18 protein-coding genes and 1 pseudogene are annotated in these 17,712 nt (G+C 70.1%); 13 read left to right on the forward strand and 6 right to left on the reverse strand.

The features are described 5' to 3' along the window. The first annotated feature begins 55 nt into the window (after positions 1 to 55). The 4 genes and pseudogenes from ACWD02_RS32300 (at position 56) to ACWD02_RS32315 (ending at position 2,020) form a co-directional block, all read left to right on the forward strand. Positions 56 to 748, forward strand: a complete 693-nt coding sequence (locus ACWD02_RS32300; RefSeq protein WP_451216873.1) for a TetR/AcrR family transcriptional regulator — start codon at positions 56 to 58, stop codon at positions 746 to 748. A gap of 2 nt (positions 749 to 750) precedes the next feature. Then, on the forward strand, positions 751 to 984 hold the full coding sequence (locus tag ACWD02_RS32305; protein ID WP_451216876.1) for a hypothetical protein: 234 nt from the start codon (positions 751 to 753) through the stop codon (positions 982 to 984). Between the two features lie 254 nt (positions 985 to 1,238). After that, positions 1,239 to 1,547 (forward strand): annotated as a pseudogene (locus ACWD02_RS32310) (GAF domain-containing protein); the annotation flags it as partial. Between the two features lie 188 nt (positions 1,548 to 1,735). Continuing rightward, a complete protein-coding gene (locus ACWD02_RS32315; RefSeq protein WP_451216879.1) occupies positions 1,736 to 2,020 on the forward strand; it encodes a DUF4190 domain-containing protein in 285 nt (94 codons plus the stop codon). 165 nt (positions 2,021 to 2,185) lie between these two features. Here the strand turns inward: ACWD02_RS32315 and ACWD02_RS32320 are convergent, their stop codons facing one another. Beyond that, positions 2,186 to 2,839: a type III effector protein gene (locus ACWD02_RS32320; RefSeq protein WP_451216882.1), complete on the reverse strand. Its 654-nt coding sequence runs from the start codon at positions 2,837 to 2,839 to the stop codon at positions 2,186 to 2,188. Positions 2,840 to 2,968: 129 nt separating this feature from the next. Here ACWD02_RS32320 and ACWD02_RS32325 point away from each other — a divergent pair, with 129 nt between their 5' ends. Together ACWD02_RS32325 and ACWD02_RS32330 are read left to right on the forward strand one after the other, a co-directional pair. Then, complete coding sequence (locus ACWD02_RS32325) at positions 2,969 to 3,400, forward strand: Hsp20/alpha crystallin family protein (RefSeq protein WP_451216885.1); 432 nt, start codon at positions 2,969 to 2,971, stop codon at positions 3,398 to 3,400. Positions 3,401 to 3,597: 197 nt separating this feature from the next. Next, positions 3,598 to 4,032, forward strand: a complete 435-nt coding sequence (locus ACWD02_RS32330) for a DUF2267 domain-containing protein (RefSeq protein ID WP_451216888.1) — start codon at positions 3,598 to 3,600, stop codon at positions 4,030 to 4,032. A gap of 14 nt (positions 4,033 to 4,046) precedes the next feature. Here the strand turns inward: ACWD02_RS32330 and ACWD02_RS32335 are convergent, their stop codons facing one another. Beyond that, positions 4,047 to 5,372 (reverse strand): APC family permease, encoded by a 1,326-nt coding sequence (locus tag ACWD02_RS32335; RefSeq protein WP_451216891.1) that lies wholly within the window; start codon positions 5,370 to 5,372, stop codon positions 4,047 to 4,049. A gap of 151 nt (positions 5,373 to 5,523) precedes the next feature. On the opposite strand from ACWD02_RS32335, the gene ACWD02_RS32340 reads away from it, so the two are divergent. Then, positions 5,524 to 5,979: an SRPBCC family protein gene (locus ACWD02_RS32340; protein WP_451216894.1), complete on the forward strand. Its 456-nt coding sequence runs from the start codon at positions 5,524 to 5,526 to the stop codon at positions 5,977 to 5,979. A 98-nt stretch (positions 5,980 to 6,077) separates the two neighbouring features. Further along, a complete protein-coding gene (locus ACWD02_RS32345) occupies positions 6,078 to 7,655 on the forward strand; it encodes a phytoene desaturase family protein (RefSeq protein WP_451216896.1) in 1,578 nt (525 codons plus the stop codon). 30 nt (positions 7,656 to 7,685) lie between these two features. On the opposite strand, the gene ACWD02_RS32350 is transcribed toward ACWD02_RS32345, so the two are convergent. Further along, a complete protein-coding gene (locus ACWD02_RS32350; RefSeq protein ID WP_451216898.1) occupies positions 7,686 to 8,549 on the reverse strand; it encodes an SDR family oxidoreductase in 864 nt (287 codons plus the stop codon). A gap of 503 nt (positions 8,550 to 9,052) precedes the next feature. On the opposite strand from ACWD02_RS32350, the gene ACWD02_RS32355 reads away from it, so the two are divergent. Then, positions 9,053 to 9,280 (forward strand): DUF5133 domain-containing protein, encoded by a 228-nt coding sequence (locus ACWD02_RS32355; protein ID WP_451216901.1) that lies wholly within the window; start codon positions 9,053 to 9,055, stop codon positions 9,278 to 9,280. Positions 9,281 to 9,304: 24 nt separating this feature from the next. Here ACWD02_RS32355 and ACWD02_RS32360 read toward each other — a convergent pair whose 3' ends face one another. The 3 genes from ACWD02_RS32360 to ACWD02_RS32370 form a co-directional block, all read right to left on the reverse strand. After that, positions 9,305 to 9,718, reverse strand: a complete 414-nt coding sequence (locus tag ACWD02_RS32360) for an SsgA family sporulation/cell division regulator (RefSeq protein WP_451216904.1) — start codon at positions 9,716 to 9,718, stop codon at positions 9,305 to 9,307. Positions 9,719 to 9,848: 130 nt separating this feature from the next. Then, positions 9,849 to 10,175 carry a plasmid stabilization protein gene (locus ACWD02_RS32365; RefSeq protein WP_451216907.1) on the reverse strand — a complete coding sequence of 109 codons (327 nt, stop codon included), beginning with the start codon at positions 10,173 to 10,175 and terminating at the stop codon, positions 9,849 to 9,851. Between the two features lie 118 nt (positions 10,176 to 10,293). Further along, entirely contained in the window at positions 10,294 to 10,521 is a 228-nt protein-coding gene (locus ACWD02_RS32370; protein ID WP_451216910.1) for a DUF5133 domain-containing protein, read from the reverse strand. A 550-nt stretch (positions 10,522 to 11,071) separates the two neighbouring features. Here ACWD02_RS32370 and ACWD02_RS32375 point away from each other — a divergent pair. The 4 genes from ACWD02_RS32375 to ACWD02_RS32390 all read left to right on the forward strand — a co-directional run bounded on the left by ACWD02_RS32375 (position 11,072) and on the right by ACWD02_RS32390 (position 17,631). Next, the gene (locus ACWD02_RS32375) at positions 11,072 to 11,296 is read left to right on the forward strand and encodes a hypothetical protein (RefSeq protein WP_451216913.1); all 225 of its coding nucleotides are present in this window, start codon (positions 11,072 to 11,074) and stop codon (positions 11,294 to 11,296) included. 105 nt (positions 11,297 to 11,401) lie between these two features. After that, the gene (gene arsM, locus ACWD02_RS32380; protein ID WP_451217638.1) at positions 11,402 to 12,274 is read left to right on the forward strand and encodes an arsenite methyltransferase; all 873 of its coding nucleotides are present in this window, start codon (positions 11,402 to 11,404) and stop codon (positions 12,272 to 12,274) included. A gap of 280 nt (positions 12,275 to 12,554) precedes the next feature. After that, complete coding sequence (locus ACWD02_RS32385) at positions 12,555 to 14,444, forward strand: ATP-binding cassette domain-containing protein (protein ID WP_451216916.1); 1,890 nt, start codon at positions 12,555 to 12,557, stop codon at positions 14,442 to 14,444. A 235-nt stretch (positions 14,445 to 14,679) separates the two neighbouring features. After that, a complete protein-coding gene (locus tag ACWD02_RS32390) occupies positions 14,680 to 17,631 on the forward strand; it encodes a family 16 glycoside hydrolase (RefSeq protein ID WP_451217641.1) in 2,952 nt (983 codons plus the stop codon). Positions 17,632 to 17,712 lie beyond the last annotated feature (81 nt).

Genomic DNA, 17,712 nt, shown 5'->3' on the forward strand with positions numbered 1-17,712 from the left:
CCTATCTGAACGCCGGGTAAGTTACCTGGCGGTCACCTTGGCATAGGGTGTCGCCATGGGCCAGCAGGAGAAGGCCACGCGAAACGTGGGCACCAAGGGGATGCCCCGCAGGGACCGGGAGCGGTTGATCCTGGACGCGGCTGCGGAGGAATTCGGCAGGAAGGGCTACGCCCGCGGGTCGACCGCGGAGGTGGCGTCCCGGGCCGGCATCACCAAGCCCATGATCTACGAGTACTTCGGGTCCAAGGACGGCCTGTACCTGACCTGCTTGGAGCGAGCCGGAACCCGCCTGGTCGCGGCGGTGGCGAGCGCGCAGGAAGGCCCTCCCGACATCACGCGCGCCGCTCGCACCCTCGCCGCCATCTTCCACGCCCTCGCAGGACGGCTGGACGACTGGGAGCTGGTCTACGACACGACGCTGCCGCCCGACGGCGAACTGCACGCGGCGGCCACCGTCCACCGGCGTGAGCTCAACCGCCTGGGGTCGGTCGGTGTGGCCGAGTTCCTCGACTCCCCCGTGGCCGACGACCCGCTCGACACCGACCTCGCCACACACCTCTGGTACGGGACCGTGAGCGCCGCCGTCGCATGGTGGCGACACCACCCGGAGCAGACGGCCGCAGAGATGACGTCCCGTTTCGAGCGGATCTTCGCGGTCCTCTCCCCAGATCCCGGGACTGGGGCAATCCGACCGGGTCGAGGCTACGAACTCCCAGCGATCGACAGCCCAACGAAAGCAGGGAGTTAGTCATGGAGCAGCACAGCACCACCCCGCCGCCGGGCCGCAGGCGGGCCAGGAGGCTCGCCGTGGCCGTCGCGGCCGCAGGGCTCCTCGTCGGCGGCGGCATCGCCATGGCGGGCCCCGCCAGCGCCGACACCTTCTGCGGAGAGACCGGGGACGGCGGCTTCGGGTGCGTGATCGACCAAGGGGACGGAACGTTCAAGATGGTCAACAGCAACGGTGACATCGTCTACAACTGGTGACGCCATAGGCCTCATACGCCTGGTGCGTGGACCCGGGTCCACGCACCACCCCCGTACCCACACCCGCACCCGCACCCCCAACCCGGGCCGAGGATCAGCCGCCCGCCGTCCCGCGCGCCGAGACGCCGTGACCGTTTGGCAGTCGCGGTCTCGCTCATGCGGCAGGATCGTCCCTGACGGATGAGGCACGGCAGCAGTCGTGGCAGGTCGAGGGGCGGAGGGGCAGAGTGGACTGGGGGCGGTTCGCGCAACAGATGGCGTCATTGGCGCGCGATCTGCTGGCGCAGGAGTCGGTGGACGCCACCTTGCGGCGGATCACCACATCGGCCACCGAGCTGGTGGAGGGCTGTGACGCCGCGGGCATCCTGGTCCTGCACGGCAGCGGCGTGGAGACGATCGCGGCGACAGATCAGCTGGTCGTCGACAGCGACGCGTTGCAGCAACGCCTGGGCGAAGGACCGTGCTTCGACGCCGCCCGCCGAAAGGAGGGCGAGCGCGTCTTCCGCATCGTGGACTTCACCCGCGAACAACCGCGCTGGTCGAACTACGCTCCGCAGGCCCGCGCAAGGAAAGAGCGCCCGCTGGGGGCGAGTTGGACGCGACTGGCACGGCGCGCGCGTCGCGCGCCGCTGATACGTCACGGCGGATGAATCCTCAACCAGGTGACCGCATCGCTGACTACGAACCGAGTTCCGGGGCACTCGGCTTCACGTCACGCAATGCTGGAATGCGATCACCAAGGAGTGTGGCCATGTCGGCTTACGGCAATCCGTCAGCAGCTTCTTCCGGCTCCCGGACGAACGGCCTCGCGATAGCCGGACTTGTCTGCGGCATCGTCGGTGTGTTCTTCCTCAGCTTCATCCTCGGTCCGCTCGCGATCATCTTCGGTGCGATCGCGCTGCGCCAGAAGACGTTCAGGGGCGGCGGAGGCATGGCGAAGGCGGCCGTCATTCTGGGCATCATCGACGTGATTCTGTTCATCGTGCTGATCGCCGTCGCCGCATCAGGCGGATTCACCTGGTACGTCGGCGGTTGACCGGAATCCGCGAGCAGTTACAAGGAAAGACATCGGCCGGGGGGAATGCGCTGCACGCGCATTCCCCCCGTTCTCATGAGAAGATGCGACGCCTTTCTGCGGCGCTCGCACCTCGGGTTGCTGCGTACTCCACATTCCAGCTCCCGCGGCGCGCGGCGCCGCCGGTCAGTCGGGGCCGTTTTCGTCGAGGTGGCCGGTCAGGGCGTCGAGCTGGGCGACGACATCGGGGTGGGTGCGTGTCAGGTACGGGCGGGCCGTCGTCAGGGGGTCGATCAGGGCCGCGGGGTCGTCGTGCGCGAGCGCCGCGTCCAACTGCCCGATCGGGACCTGGGCTTGCGGCGGCAGCCCGGTGAGCGACATGACCTGGCCCGCCAGGCGGCGCAGGGCACCGGCATTGGTCCGGGCCCAGGCGGTGCGGGAGCGGTCGGCGGCGCGGCGCCGGCGTGTGGCCTGCACGCGTTGCTCACCGGTGCTCCCGGTCGGGCCGGGGCGCTGGCGCAGGTAGCGGCGTTCGGCGGCCTGACGGCTGGCGACTCCCAGGGGGTGGGCGAGGTCGGCCCAGCTGGCTCCGGCATGACGGGCGGTCTCGATCAGGCCGGCTTCCCACGTGGCGAGCTGTTCACGGACCTCGCGCAGCAACAGCAGTGAGGCCAGGGCCTGTTCGGGGTTGGCGCCGTCGGCGGTTGACGCGTTGGTGTCGGACTCCTGGGCGACCTGCACGGCGTCGCTGATGGCTTCCAGGGCGGCAGCCGCGGCCAGGAAGGAAGCCGGGTTGTGGGCGTGGGCGTGGGGTGGTTCTGGCGGGCCGGTCGCTGCCATGGGACCTCCTTCATTGCTGTCATCGGGTGGACGACATGCAACTTGTCATCCACTGGACGACATGCTACAACCGATGGCAGGTGAAGCGCATTGGCAGGTACTGCCCGGACCTTCAGGAGGTGTTTCGCGATGTTGATGCGCACCGACCCCTTCCGCGAGCTCGACCGCATCGCTCAGCAGCTGGTCGGCCCCGGCACATGGTCACGGCCTTCCGCGATGGCCATGGACGCCTATCGCGAGGGCGACGAGTACGTGGTGGCCTTCGATCTGCCCGGCGTGACCGCCGAGGCGATCGACATCGACGTGGAACGGAACATGCTGACCGTCAAGGCCGAGCGCCGCCCGGTCGCCAAGTCCGAGAGCGTCCAGATGGAACTGTCCGAGCGGCCTCTGGGCGTCTTCTCCCGCCAGATCGTGCTGGCCGACACGCTGGACACCGAGCGCATCAAGGCGGACTACGACGCGGGTGTGCTGACCCTGCGCATCCCGATCGCCGAGCGCGCCAAGCCCCGCAAGATCTCCATCGGGACCGAGACGTCCCACAGGGAGATCAGCGGCTGAGCCGCAGCCACGCACGAGGGGCGCGGAGGACGGACATCTCCCCCTGACTGTGTCCTCCGCGCCCGACGGGGCGAAGCAGCAAGTCTTCCGACGCAGGGGCCGCTCCCCGGCCCGCCCCCAGACCCTTCCGCGGGTGCCGTCCAGCTGCCCGGCACCCGCGACACGACCTCCGCGACGAGAAAGGCGCGCACCCAGCGATGTTCGAACGACCTGAACCCACCCGGCCCTTCCCCGCGATGACCTACCAGCAGATGCTGGAGAAGGTCCGCTACGAAGGCGCGTACCCCACCCGGGAGCGGGCCGAGGAAGCCGTCCGGCTGGTCCTCGGCGGACTCGGCAGGCAGCTGACCGGGGACGAACGCGTCGAGCTCGCCGCCCGCCTCCCCGTCGAGGCCGCACTCGTCCTCACCGCCCAGATCCCCGACCCCGAGCCGCTGACCGGCTGGGGCCTGGTCAAGGACCTCGCCGCCCGGGCCGGGGCGAGCCCCGCCACCACGCGCTGGGACACCGGCGCCGTCCTGGCCGCCGTCGCCGTTCTGGCGGGCCCTGATCTGCTGACCCGCATCCTGGCGCAGCTTCCCTCCGGCCACGCGCTCCTGTTCGGCCGAGCCGAGCTCATCCAGGCCGCGTAGGCACCGGCGCGGGCTCAGGTCTTTCGGCGTCGGCGTACGGCGGTGATGGCGCCCAGCACCGCGCCCACCAGCAAGATGGCTCCACCCCGCAGCCACACCTCGCGCTCGATCTGCGTCGCGAGCACGATGCAGGACACCGCGCCGAGCACCGGCAGCACCGTCGGGGCCCGGAAGTGGTCCCGCGGGGTGGCATCGCGGCGCAGCACCAGAGCCGCCGTGTTGACCAGGAAGAAGACCACCAGCAGGAGGAGGACCAGGGTCGAGGCGAGCGTCGACACGTCGCCGGTCAGCGCGAGCAGCAGCGAGAGGGCGGTGGTCACGGCGATGGCCGCCCACGGCGTACGCCTGCCGGGCAGCACCTTGGTGAGGAAGCCCGGCAGCAGCCGGTCACGTGCCATGCCGTAGGCGAGGCGCGAGCACATGATGCCGGTGAGCAGGGCGCCGTTGGCGACGGCGACCAAGGCGATGGCGCTGAACAGCTCCGTGGGGACGCCGCCGGCCGCCCGGACGACTTCGAGGAGCGGCCCGCTGGACTCGACGAGCGTCCTGGTCGGCACGGCGGCCGCCGCCGCGGCTCCGACCAGGGCGTAGACCGCGCCCGCGGTGATCAGCGCGCCGAACAGGGCCCGCGGATAGGAGCGGCGCGGATCACGGGTCTCCTCCGCCACGTTGACGGAGGTCTCGAAGCCGACGAACGAGTAGTAGGCGAGCACCGCCCCGCTCAGGACCGCTGCCACGGGCCCGTGTTCCGGTGTCCCCAGGTCGGTCAGCCGTCCGACGTCACCGTCACCGCGCAGCACGATCCACACGCCGAGCCCGATCACGAGCAGGAGCCCGCTCACCTCGATGACGGTGGCCACGACGTTGGCCCGTGTCGACTCGCTGATGCCCCGCGCGTTCAGCAGGGCAAGCGCGGCGAGGAACACGACCGCGACGAGCGCCACCGGAAGGGTGACGAACTCCGCCAGATAGTCACCGGCGAAACCGCGGGCCAGCGCACCGACCGACACGATCCCGGCGGCCAGCATGCAGAAACCGGCGAGAAACCCGGCGAAGGGCCCATAGGCAAGGGTCGCGTAGTGCGAGGCGCCGCCCGCCCGGGGGTACTTCGTGGCGAGTTCGGCGTACGAGGCGGCCGTCAGGAGGGCCAGGCACAGCGCCACGACGAGGGGCACCCACACGGCGCCGCCCGTGTCGGCGGCGACCTGACCCACCAGGACGTACACGCCCGCGCCGAGGACGTCGCCGAGGATGAAGAAGTAGAGCAGGGGGGTGGTCAGTGCCTTCTTGAGCGGAGTCGTCGTATCCGACGCCGCCGGAATGGTGCGGGGAGATTTCACGCGCACACATGTACCCGGTTCGGCGTCCGGCAGGCGGCGAACCCCTCGAACGCCTGCGAGGGTGAGAAGGAATGACAATGGACGGGCCGGGTACCGGGAAGCCGCCGCATCCGACGCAGGCTGCCGCATCCGACGAGGGCTGGAGAGCCGAATGGCCGTACGACACCGGTTGATCAAACGGTCCGTGGCAGACGTCTGGGCGGTGCTCGCGGACGGGTCGCTCTACGGCGAGTGGGTGGTGGGCACGGACCGGTCGGAGCCCAAGGAAGGCCACTGGCCCAAGGTGGGCTCGAGCATCACGTACACCGTGAAGGTGGGCTGGCGGACGCTGTCGGGCACCACGACCGTCCGGCGATGCGAAGAGCCCCGCATCCTGGAGCTCGAGGCCGACAGCGGATGGCTCGGCGCCGCGCGCATCGCCGTCGACGTACGCCCCTGGGGTGAGTACGCCCTGGTCATCGTCGACGAGCACCCGCTGACCGGGCCCGGCGGGAAGCTGCACAACGCGGCCGTGGACGCGCTGATCCAACTGCGGCACCGCACCATGCTCGCCCGACTGGCGGACGTCGTGGAGAAATCCCCCAAGCGCGCGTACGAATCGGCCTGAGAGCCGGACGAGCAGGTTGGCCGAGGGGCCCGCGGCCCCCACACACGATCGATCGACTTGCCGGCCCCGACGGGCCGGGGGGACGTCAGGAGTCAGGCATGCCGGACGCGGTGATCATCGGCGCGGGGCCCAACGGTCTCGTCGCGGCGAATCTGCTCGCCGACGCCGGGTGGAGCGTGGAAGTCCTCGAGGAACAGGATGAGCCGGGCGGCGCGGTCCGCAGCGACCGCGGGGTCCATCCCGACTACGTGAACGACCTCTTCAGCGCCTTCTATCCGCTGGCCGCGGCCTCCCCGATCCTCGCCGACCTGCAGTTGCAGCAGGAGGGCCTCAGCTGGAGCCACGCTCCCCGCGTCCTTGCGCACCCCCTGGCCGACGGCCGGTGCGCGGTCCTTGCCCGCGGGGCGGCGGACACGGCAGCCGGCCTTGACGCGTTCGCGCCGGGCGACGGGGCCTCCTGGCTCAACCTCTGCGCCACCTGGAACCGCGTGGGCCCCGACATCCTCGGGGCTCTGTTCACCCCGTTTCCGCCCGTGAAGCACGGGGTCCGGCTCGCCGCGAAGCTCCGGAGCGCCGGAGGGCTGCGGATGGCCCGGACGATGGTGCTGCCGGTACGGCGCCTGGGCGAGGAGGAGTTCCGCGGTGAGGGCGGCCGGCTGCTGCTCGCGGGCAACGCGCTGCACGCGGACCTCGGCCCCGAAGCCGCCGGCAGCGGAGGCTTCGGCTGGCTGATGTCCATGCTCGGCCAGACCTACGGCTTCCCCGTTCCGGTCGGCGGGGCGGGCGCGCTCACCGGGGCCCTGGTGAGGCGCCTGGAGCGGTTCGGAGGCGTGGTCCGGTGCGGCGAACGCGTGCGGGAGGTCGTCGTGCGGGGCGGTCGCGCCGTGGGTGTGCGCACTGCCGCAGGCGAGAACGTGCCGGCGTCCCGCGCGGTTCTCGCCGACGTGTCCGCTCCGGCGCTCTTCGGCGAACTGGTCGACGAACGCCACCTGCCCGGGCGGCTGATGGGAGATCTGCGCCGCTTCCAGTGGGACTTCGCGACCTACAAAATCGACTGGGCGCTCGACGGGCCGGTGCCCTGGACGGCGCCGGAAGCGGCCACGGCGGGAACGGTACATCTGGCCGACGGCGTCGACGGGCTCACGCGGTTCGCGGCGCAGATCGCCATGGGGCAGGTGCCCGACCGCCCCTTCATGCTCTTCGGGCAGATGACCACCGCCGACGCCTCGCGCTCACCGGCCGGCACCGAATCGGCCTGGGCCTACACACACGTCCCGCAACGGATCAAGGGCGACGCGGGCGAGGACGGACTGACCGGATCCTGGGACCGGCGGGAACAGGAGGCGATGGCGGAGCGCATGGAGAACGAGGTGGAACGCTGGGCGCCGGGCTTCCGTTCCCGCATCAGGGCTCGGCGTCTGCTCGCCCCGACCACCCTTCAGGCCATGGACGCCAACCTGCACGGGGGCGCGATCAACGGCGGCACGGCATCCGCCCACCAGCAGCTGGTGTTCCGCCCCACGCCGGGCACCGGCCGCCCGGAGACCCCGGTCAAGGGCCTCTACCTCGCGTCGGCAGCCGCCCACCCCGGCGGCGGCGTACACGGAGCCCCCGGCGCCAACGCCGCCCGCGCCGCGCTGCGGGGCGGGCTCGGCCGCCGCCTCCGACGGAGCTGACCCGGGTTCACCTGACGGCTGCCGGCGGGCTCAGTCGGCGGCCTCCGCCGCACGCCCGCCGGGTCCGAGCAGGCCCGTGGACGAGAACTCCGAGCGCATCAACTCCTGGCGCGAGTACCGGGCGACCACGGGCGGCAGGCCCGCCCGGACCGCCTGCAGCGCCCGGAGCCAGCCCGGCACGTACACGGCGGCCGACCGGCGTTCGACGCCATCCGCCAGACAACGGGCCACATGATCCCGGGGGTAGATCTTGCGGGCCGGCGGCGGCATGTGCGCGCGTAGTTCACGCAGCACGGCGTGCTGGTCGGCGTCCCGGATCATGTCCGTGTCGGTCCAGTTCAGATAGGCGGTCCCCACGCCGACGCCCCGCGGGGCGAGTTCCGCGCGCAGCGAGTGGCTGAGGGACTCCACGCCCGCCTTGGAGGCGCAGTAGGCGCTCATCAGCGGCGAAGCGCCGATGGAGGCGAGTGAGGCGATCTGCAGGAAGTAGCCGCGGGTGTCGAGCAGTTGGGGCAGGAAGGCACGGGCGGTGTTCGCACTGCCGACGAGATTGACGTCGATGACGCGTCGCCAACTGGCGGGGTCGGAGTCGACGAACGGCCCGCCCTCGGCGATTCCCGCGTTGGCGACGACGACCGATGCGGGGCCCTGACGATCGCGTACCTCGTCGGCCACGCGCGCCATCGCCGCGTCGTCGGTGACATCGACGTACCAGTGCATTGACGGCGTGGGGAGCTCCTGGGCCACTCGGGCGAGTGACTCCTCCTCCAGGCCGAGGAGGGCCAGGGTGGCTCCTCTGGCGGCGAGCTCTCTGGCCACGGCTTCTCCCACACCGCGTGCGGCGCCGGTCACGACAGCTGTGCGACCGCGCAGGACATGCTTCCGGTCGGTCACGAGAACTCCTCCGGGTGGGACGGCAGCGACGGGTGCTCCACCCGCCAGGACGCACACGGTCATGGTGGCAGGCGACGCCGAGAGCCGCATACCAGGCGTCGGCCGACCCAAACACCGGGAGCGTGCGGCCCACGTCACAGCTCCGGGTGGCGTCCGGCGCTTTCTCGTGGGCACACTGACTCTGAGGTCAGGAAGCAGCCGCGCCCAAAAGCCCTGCTTCCCCGGAGCAAGTGTTGTTCTTCCTCAGCCGCCATCCACACGAACCCCGCCTCGGCGGGGATTTCGTCGACCTCGGCGATGAATCGAGCCCGGCCAGGAAATCCGGCGTCCGTCGGCCTGTCCCGGCTCGCGCACCGCGGTTGTGGACAGGTACGCGCCGGTGGCCACCTCGCCCACTCTCCGCCTGCCGTGGTGCGCGCACGCGTGCGAAAAGGCGGCCAAGTACCCCCCGCATCACCGCCTGTCGAGGGCATCCAGCCCGTTGAGAGCGAAGGAGACCTGCCGTGCTGATGGCCGACCCGAGAGTACTGCGCGACCTGGTGGAGCAGTACGACGCACTGAGCGCGCTGCATGCGCGCGACGGGGCCCGCGAGGCCCGCACGAGGCTCGAGGACATCGCGTACACCCTCTGCGTGTCCACCGGCACCCGTGAGGTGGTGTCGGCGCTCGCGGCCGCCCGTTCGCAGATGGCCATGGCCGAGGGCGAACCGGATGCCCCGCAGCCCGTGTGAGGGCCGGCGGGGCAGTGCGTTGGTTCAGGGTGTCGCGAGAAGAGCTGTGACCAGCTCGTCCAGGTCCAGCGCGGCGCTCTCCTCGGGGGCGGGCAGCAGGGCGTAGGACTCAGCGATGAACGCCTCGACCGGCGCCCTCTCCAGTTCGCCACGGACACGTCCGCTCGGGGACGTCAGGGTCACGAGGATCCTGTGACGCCCCGTCGGCCGGATCACGACGTCGCCCTCGCCCGCCGGGGCGTGCAGCCCCGACGCCAGCAAGTGCCTGGAGAACACCCAGGTCGTCGGGGCCTGCTCGGCCGCGGGCGGCGGGAACGTGAGGGTGACGGCCAGCGGGTCCTTGGTGGTGTACGTGAGGACCAACTCGGCTTCGAGCACGAAATCGAGGGCATCGACGCACAGGTGGGACCGGATGGGGCAGGTGAGGCTGGATTCCATGGAACACGGGGTTCCCGGCACTCGCTCATGCATGCACAGCGACAGCTGTCCGGGTGACACATTCGTCGAAAAGCTGACGGCATACGGGCGGCGCCCACGGCGGTGGACACTGCCGTGGGCGCATGCGCGCTCAGCGTCCGAGCGCCTTCTTCAGCTGCTGCTTGTTCATCGACGAACGGCCGTCGACGTTCTTCTTCTTGGCCTCTTCGTAAAGCTGGTCTTTGGTGGGGCCCTGCGACCCGCTGTGCGAACGCTCCCCGCCGCGCTGTGACGCCGACTTCGGGTCCTTCGTCGACGTCTTGCTGGCGGTCTTCGATTCACCGGAACGGGCGCGCTCCTTGTTGACCGTGCGCGCCGCGATCTCCTTGGCCCTGCCCTTGGAGGCGCCGCGGTCCTCGGCGCTCTCCTTGATGTGCTCGTACTGGCGCTCACGCTTGTTGCTGGATCCAGCCGGCATGCTGACCTCGCCTTTCTTGATGGCCCCGGTCACTGCGCGTGCTCGCGGTGGCCGCCTTTCGGGCATTTCCCAGTCTCACACCGGTATCCACGCTGCGCCCGGTCAATCATGTGGCAATTCACGCGGACAGGCGGGCGTCGTCCTGCGAACGCACTCCCGCGAGTTGGGCGCGTGCCGCGGCGACGGCCATCTCGGGGGTCCGCGTTCCGGTGGAGACGCACAAGGTGTACGAGACGTCGTCCAGCTGCCGCCGGACCTCGGCCGAGTCCTCCCGGGCCTGCAGATGCAGCAACGAGGCATGCGTTTCGAGCAGTGACTGCAGGAACGTGGGGTGAGGCCTGAGCACGGGGTGCTCCTTTCGGTGGTTGCGATGAATTGCCGCCGGCCGACATCTGGTGCCCGCGCGGACGGCCGGTATTCACCGGGCTGAGGAACTTCGGAACGGATCTTCTCTTTACGTTTTGGCGCCGCTCTCGGGGCACCCGGCACTCCCAGGGCATCCGGCAAGGACGCCGGCGGGTAAAGGAGAGCTCACGCTTATGCCGAACGCCCCCTTCCCCTGGGCAGGCACACGGCTCCGTACAGCGCGCGCCTCATCCGCCTGATCGTTCGCATGAGTTGACCCCCTCCGGTCGGTACGGCCTCCCTGGCCGAGCTCTACTCCTGTGCCCCGAAATCCGCCCGTCTATCAGGACCAAAGGCCCGCGCGGGAGTGACGTGTGAAACGCATGAGCGAGGCCCGCCAGGGCACCCGCCTCGGTGATCGCGAAGCGTTCGGCGCCGCTCCGGTGGTGCTGGCGCCCCGACCGGCAGAGGCTGGGGCAGGGTCACGCACGGTCATCACCGCGGCGCGCTGACATGCGCATCGCTCCGAACCAGTTGGATGGAGGCACGGCATGAGCCACAAGCACGGCAACGAGCAGGAGAAGGACCACAAGCCGAAGCACGCGGAAACGGCCGCCGAGGAAGTCTTCGAGGAGGCCGAGGACGCGGAGACCCGTGTCCCCGGCGGAAAGCGGGACCGCGAGAAGGACGGCGAGGCCGCGGACGCGCTCGCCCCCAGCCCCTCCGCGCAGGATGACGCCCAGCGCGGTGACGGCCGCGGGGAGCACGACCGCTGAGGCAACGGACAAGCGCCCGCCCCAGACCGTTCACACAGGCCCCTGCTTCGACATCCTTCTATGTTGACAGTCTTCGATCCAGGGCGCAATGTTGCATTGAGAAACATCAATGCAGCCGCTCCGGGTCCCGCCGGGCCCCTTGATCGAGGAGCCACCACGGGCGAGAACACCACCGACCTGCGCGAAACCGTCCGCCGCCGCTATGCCGCGGCCGCCGTGCAGGTCACCGAGGGCGGCACGGCCTGTTGCGGCCCCTCCGCGATCGAGGTCGACGCCAACTTCGGGTCCACCCTCTACGCCCAGGGGGAGCGCGACGGACTGCCCGCCGAGGCCGTCGCCGCCTCGCTCGGCTGCGGCAACCCCACCGCCGTCGCCGATCTCCGCGCAGGCGAGCGCGTCCTTGACCTCGGATCGGGCGGCGGCATCGACGTCCTGCTCTCCGCCCGGCGCGTCGGCCCCGCCGGAAAGGCCTACGGCCTGGACATGACCGAGGAGATGCTCGCGCTCGCGCTCGAGAACCAGAAGAAGGCAGGGGCCACCAACGTCGAGTTCCTCATGGGCACCATCGAGGCCATCCCGCTGCCCGCGAACACCATCGATGTCGTGATCTCCAACTGCGTGGTCAATCTGTCCACCGACAAGCCCGCCGTGTTCGCCGAGACCTTCCGCGTCCTGACCCCCGGCGGCCGCATCGGCATCACCGACGTCGTCGCCGACGACACCCTCACGCCCGCCCAGCGCGCCGAACGCGGGGACCACGTCGGCTGCATCGCCGGCGCGCTCTCCTTCACCGAGTACCGCCGAGGGCTCGAAGCCGCCGGATTCACCGCCATCGACATCACCCCCACCCACGCGGTCGCCGACCGCATGCACTCCGCCGTCGTCCGCGCCACCAAACCCGCCACCGAGCGGGCCGCCGACGACGCTCCCGGCCGCCCCGCCGAGGCAGCCGAGGCGTCGGGATGCGGCTGCGACTGATCCACCGCAACTGGCCTATCTGCGCTCGCACTTGACGCCCTGACGCGGACATCCCCGATCGCACACCCGGACCCTCACACACCGGTGACCCACCCTCGGCGATTCGGCCAATCGGCGTCGCCCCGCGACCGCCTCAGCACGCCGTCCACGAGCTCCACCCCTTGCGCCAGACGGGCTCCAACCCGTCCTGAATCGAGCGCGTTCGATTCCCTCGCCCTGTCGTTAGTCCCAGCACCGCCGAGCCATCCAGGTGCGGCACGCACCCCGTGGAGGGACGCAGGTGACTGTGAACGACACCTCGACCGAATACGCGACGACGCCTCCCCCTCCCCCACCGGCCACCCTCACCTTCGGGGGGAAACATGGCAGGAATCCGCTGGCCGAGGCCACGTTCGGCACCATGTGCAGGCGTCTGCCCTCCGTGCTCGGGCACACCGCGCGGATGGCATGGGGCGTGGACAGGCCCGGCGTCGTACTGCTCCTCGTCTGCCAGCTCCTGACCGGCGCGGCGGCCGCCGTCGTCCTCGCCTTCACCGCGCAGGCCATGACCCACATCCTCGGCACGGGCAGCGTGTCCGAACGCCTGCACGCGGCGCTGCCCGCCCTGATCGTCGTCACGGCGGCCGCCGCCCTCGGTCGCGTCAGCAGCGCCGTTTCCTCCTACGCCGACGGGCGGATCACGCCGCTGCTGATGACGGAGGCGGACATCGCGCTCGTCGCCGCGGTGTGCCGCGTGGAGTCGTCCGCCTACGGCGAGGACGGATTCGCCGACCGGCAGGAAGCCGCCGAAGTCGGCGTCACACGCACCCGGATGATGGTGCAGGACGCCCAGCGGTTCATGTCGGCGCTGATCCGGATGATCGCCGCGAGCGGTGTGATCACGGCGCTGCATCCGCTGATGCTGCCCCTGCTCCTGTTGGCCGTGCTCCCGGCCGGCGCCGGGGCCGTCCTGTCGGCGCGCGTCGACTACGAGACCCACTACCTCAATGTCGGCGACCGGAACGTCAGGTCGATGATGCGCTGGTGGGCGACGTACTCCCGGCACGGCGACGAGGTCCGCGCCAACGGCATGACCGGCTACCTCATCTACTGGTACCGCGCCCTGTCCGACCGCATCGACCGGCGCACCCTGACCGCGGCCCCGCGGATGCTGCGCATCGTCCTGGTCACCAGCACCCTCGGCGGGCTCTTCCTCCTGGGCACGTGGGCCACCCTCGCCTGGCTGGCCACCACCGGCCGGGTCGCGCTGCCCGTCGCGGCGACGGCGGTGGTGGCCGTCCAGACCACGCTGGCCGCGCTCTCCCAGTCCGTCATCCATGGCGCCGCGATGTTCCATACGTCGCTCTACCTGGCGGACATGCGGTCATTCCTCGACATGGCGGGGGAACGGGCCCCCAAGCGCGGTGAGCTGACCCTTCCCGAGCGCGTGGACGAGATCCGCCTCGACGAGGTCGTGTACCGCTACCCGGGCAAGGAGGAACCCGCCGTCGCGGGCGTGTCGCTCACGCTGCGGCGCGGCGAGATCCTGGCGGTCGTCGGGGAGAACGGCTCGGGCAAGTCGACCCTGGCCAAGCTCTTCACCGGCATTCTCCTCGCCGACAAGGGCCGAGTCCTGTGGGACGGCGTCGACCTCGCCCAGGCCGATCCCGACTCCGTGTGGCGGCGCACCGCGCTCGTCCCGCAGAACTTCGCCTGCTGGCCCCTGCGTGCCCGCGAGAACATCACCCTCGGCCAGCCAAGGACGTACGACGACGGGCCGGTGTGGGACGTCGTCGACGCCGTCGGGATGCGCGAAGCGATCGAGACACTGCCGCGGCAGCTCGACACCCTGCTGGCCAAGGAGTTGTGGGGCGGCGCCGAACTCTCCGGCGGCCAGTGGCAACGGCTCGTGTGCGGCCGTGCGCTCTACCGGCGGACACCGCTCTTGATCCTGGACGAGCCGACCTCGCAGATGGACGCGCGAGGGGAGCACGCGGTCTTCACGGAGATCAAGCAGATCGCGGCCGAGCGCATGACGATCGTCGTCACCCACCAGCTGGAGAACACCCGGCTCGCCGACCGCGTCCTCGTGATGGACAAGGGCCGGGTGATCGAACAGGGCACGTACGAGGACCTGGTGGGCGCCGGGGGCCTGTTCGCGGATCTCGTCGCGCTGGCCAAGGACCGCTGACGGCAGCCCCGTCCCCGCCGCACGGCACCGTCTCCCCGCCCTCGGTTTTTCCTTTCTGTGGACAAAGTATGGACGCGCTTCGGCACCGTCCCTACGCTGAGCGTCGCTTTGCCGCATAGATCTGCGTAACCCCCGTAGGAACCACGCAGGAGGAAGAGTGAAGCCACGCCCCGAGCCGATATCCGGCACCACCCGCCGCAGGGCTCGAAGATCCACCGGTCTGCTGCTCACGGCGATGCTCTGCGGCGGGCTGGTGGCGCCCGCCGCAGGCGCCGCGGACGATCCGCGGCCGTTCGCCGACCTGCCGCCGCAGGAACCCGGCGTCACCCTGCGGGTGTTCGACATCCAGTCCCCGCTCAACAAGCTGTGCGACCTCAAGCCCGCCCAGACCCCCAACGTCGACAAGCTGATCCCGACCGCCGACTGGACGTCCACCGAGGGCTTCGGGTTCAGCAACAACTTCGTCTCGCAGATCATCGGCAATCTGAACGTGCCCGAGGCGGGCGCGTACAGCTTCCGGTTGATCAGTGACGACGGCTCACGCCTCTTCGTCGGCGACCAGCAGGTCATCGACCACGACGGAAAGCACGGCGCCGAGCCCAAGGACGGCGAGATCACGCTGAACGCCGGCTACCAGCCGCTGCGCATCGACCACTTCGACGCGGACGGCGAACAGCAGGTCACCCTGCAGTGGAAGCCGCCGGGCGCCGACGAGTTCAAGGTCGTGCCGAACTCGGTGCTCAGCACGGACGCCGACGTCGTGCGCGTGACCGCGCCCGGCCGCAAGGAGTGCGAGGGAGCGCTCGACACCCCCGGCGACGGTCTTCCGCTCACCGAGGTCAACCCCGGGTACAAGCTGACGGACCTGCGCCCCAAGGGCTTCGAGCCGCAGGTGTCGGCGATGGACTGGCTGCCCGACGGGCGGCTGGCGATCTCCACGTGGGGCGGCAGCACCGAGACCAAGGGCGAGGTGTACCTGCTCGACAACGTCACCGGTGACACCGGGCCCGACAAGGTCACGTACAAGAAGATCGCCGACGGGCTCAAGGAGCCGATGGGCATCAAGTACGTCGACGGCAAGCTGTACGTGTCGGAGAAACACCAGCTGACCGAGCTGAACGACACCAACGGCGACGACGTCACCGACGACAAGAAGAAGATCGCCGAGTGGCCCTACGGCGGCAACTTCCACGAGTTCGCCTTCGGACTGCTCTACGACAAGGGCGACTTCTATCTGAACCTCTCCGTCGCCATCAACTACGGCGGCGCGACCACCGACCCGCAGCCCGCCAAGAACCGCGGCACGACCATCAAGGTCAACAAGAAGACGGGCAAGGTCAGTTACATCGCCGGCGGCCTGCGCACCCCGAACGGCATCGGGCGCGGCCCCTCCGGAGACCTCTTCGTCGCCGACAACCAGGGCGGCTGGCTCCCGGCGTCGAAACTGGTGCACGTCAAACAGGACCGCTTCTTCAACCACTACATGAACCCCGAAGGCCCCTTCGACGACCAGCCGGTCACCAAGCCGGCCCTGTGGCTGCCGCAGAACGAGATCGCCAACTCCCCCAGCACACCGATGCAGTTGAAGAAGGGCCCGTTCGCCGGACAGATGGTCTTCGGTGACGTGACCTACGGCGGACTGCAGCGCGCCGACCTGGAGAAGGTCAAGGGCGAGTACCAGGGCGCCGTGTTCCGCCACACCCAGGGCCTCGAGTCCGGCATCACCCGGATCAGCGAAGGGCCCGACGGTGCCCTCTACACCGGCGGCCTGGGCGCCGACGGGAACTGGGGCCAGGCGGGCAAGCTCCGCTTCGGCCTGCAGAAGCTGACGCCGAACGGCAAGACGGCCTTCGACATGAAGACCATGCGCGCCACCGCCGACGGCTTCGAACTCACCTACACCAAGCCCCTGTCGGAGGAGACCGCGGCCAAGCTGACCAAGGGCGCGTACTCCGTCGAGCAGTGGCGCTATGCCCCGACCCCGGCCTACGGAGGTCCGAAGGTCGACGAGGAGTCGCTGCCGGTCACCTCGGCAAAGCTCTCCGACGACCGGCGCAAGGTGAAGCTCACCATCCCGGGGCTCAAGGCCGACCGTGTCGTCCACGTGCGCTCCCCGCGCCCGTTCTCCTCGTCCTCGGGCGAGCAGCTCTGGTCCACCGAGGCGTGGTACACCCTCAACGCCAAGCCGGGCCCGACCGAGCCGGTCACCACGTACGACGCCGAATCGGCCCGCCTGTCCGGCGGCGCGGGCACCGACACCGAGCACACCGGTTTCACCGGCGCGGGCTTCGTCGACGGTTTCGGCGAGCAGGGCGCCAAGGCCAGCTTCGACGTAAACGTGGACAAGAAGGGCAGCTACGACGTCGGGCTGCGGTACGCCAACGGCCCGAACCCCTTCACCGGCACCAAGACGATCAGCGTCGGCGTCAACGACGGCGCGGCCAAGCAGACGAGCCTGCCGTCGACGGGCCAGTGGAACCGCTGGTCCACCAAGACGGAGAAGCTCGAACTCCGCAAGGGCCGCAACACCATCACCTACGCGGTCGGGGCCGGGGACACCGGGCACGTCAATCTCGACGCGTTGGAGGTGCGCCGTCCCGGGGCCCGGATCGACCTCTTCTCGGGCGGCAGCATCTCCTCGGCCTGGCAGCACACCGACGGCCGCAGCGCCGAGTGGCCGCACACCGCCGAGAGGTCCATGGAGGTGTGCTGCGGGGACCTGCGCACGAAACAGCACTTCGGCGACTTCAAGCTGCACGTCGAGTTCCGTGTGCCGAAGCTGCCGGACGACGTCACCGGGCAGGACCGCGGCAACAGCGGGGTCTACCTCCAGGAGCGGTACGAGGTGCAGATCCTGGACTCCTACGGCGTGGAGAAGCTCGCGAACAACGAGGCGGCGGCGATCTACCAGAAGAAGGCAGCCGATCTCAACGCGTCGAAGGCACCGGAAACCTGGCAGACGTACGACATCACCTTCCGCGCCGCCCGTTTCGACGCGGACGGCAAGAAGACGTCGGATGCCCGGGTCACGGTGGTGTGGAACGGCAAGAAGGTCCACGACGACGTGGCGATCGACGGCCCGACGGGTGCCGGTGACCCGGAGTCGGCCGCGGCGGGTGCGATCCGTCTCCAGGACCACGGCAACAAGGTCCGTTTCCGCGACGTATGGGTGGAGCCCCTGGCCTGACCGGTTGTCCTGAGCGACTGGTCCGACCGACTGTTTTGACCGGGCTCTGCCGGCGGCTTCCGGGCCGCCGGCAGGGCCCGG

This window comes from Streptomyces sp. NPDC002853 (assembly GCF_053591915.1).

Bases quoted from the DNA above. Each gene is read 5' to 3' on its own strand.
- ACWD02_RS32340 (WP_451216894.1), top strand. From the start codon at position 5,524: ATGGCCGTACGACACCGGTTGATCAAACGGTCCGTGGCAGACGTCTGG.
- ACWD02_RS32345 (WP_451216896.1), top strand. From the start codon at position 6,078: ATGCCGGACGCGGTGATCATCGGCGCGGGGCCCAACGGTCTCGTCGCG.
- ACWD02_RS32315 (WP_451216879.1), top strand. From the start codon at position 1,736: ATGTCGGCTTACGGCAATCCGTCAGCAGCTTCTTCCGGCTCCCGGACG.
- ACWD02_RS32320 (WP_451216882.1), bottom strand. From the start codon at position 2,839: ATGGCAGCGACCGGCCCGCCAGAACCACCCCACGCCCACGCCCACAAC.
- ACWD02_RS32390 (WP_451217641.1), top strand. From the start codon at position 14,680: ATGCTCTGCGGCGGGCTGGTGGCGCCCGCCGCAGGCGCCGCGGACGAT.
- ACWD02_RS32325 (WP_451216885.1), top strand. From the start codon at position 2,969: ATGTTGATGCGCACCGACCCCTTCCGCGAGCTCGACCGCATCGCTCAG.
- ACWD02_RS32360 (WP_451216904.1), bottom strand. From the start codon at position 9,718: ATGGAATCCAGCCTCACCTGCCCCATCCGGTCCCACCTGTGCGTCGAT.
- ACWD02_RS32305 (WP_451216876.1), top strand. From the start codon at position 751: ATGGAGCAGCACAGCACCACCCCGCCGCCGGGCCGCAGGCGGGCCAGG.
- ACWD02_RS32365 (WP_451216907.1), bottom strand. From the start codon at position 10,175: ATGCCGGCTGGATCCAGCAACAAGCGTGAGCGCCAGTACGAGCACATC.
- ACWD02_RS32330 (WP_451216888.1), top strand. From the start codon at position 3,598: ATGTTCGAACGACCTGAACCCACCCGGCCCTTCCCCGCGATGACCTAC.
- ACWD02_RS32300 (WP_451216873.1), top strand. From the start codon at position 56: ATGGGCCAGCAGGAGAAGGCCACGCGAAACGTGGGCACCAAGGGGATG.
- ACWD02_RS32375 (WP_451216913.1), top strand. From the start codon at position 11,072: ATGAGCCACAAGCACGGCAACGAGCAGGAGAAGGACCACAAGCCGAAG.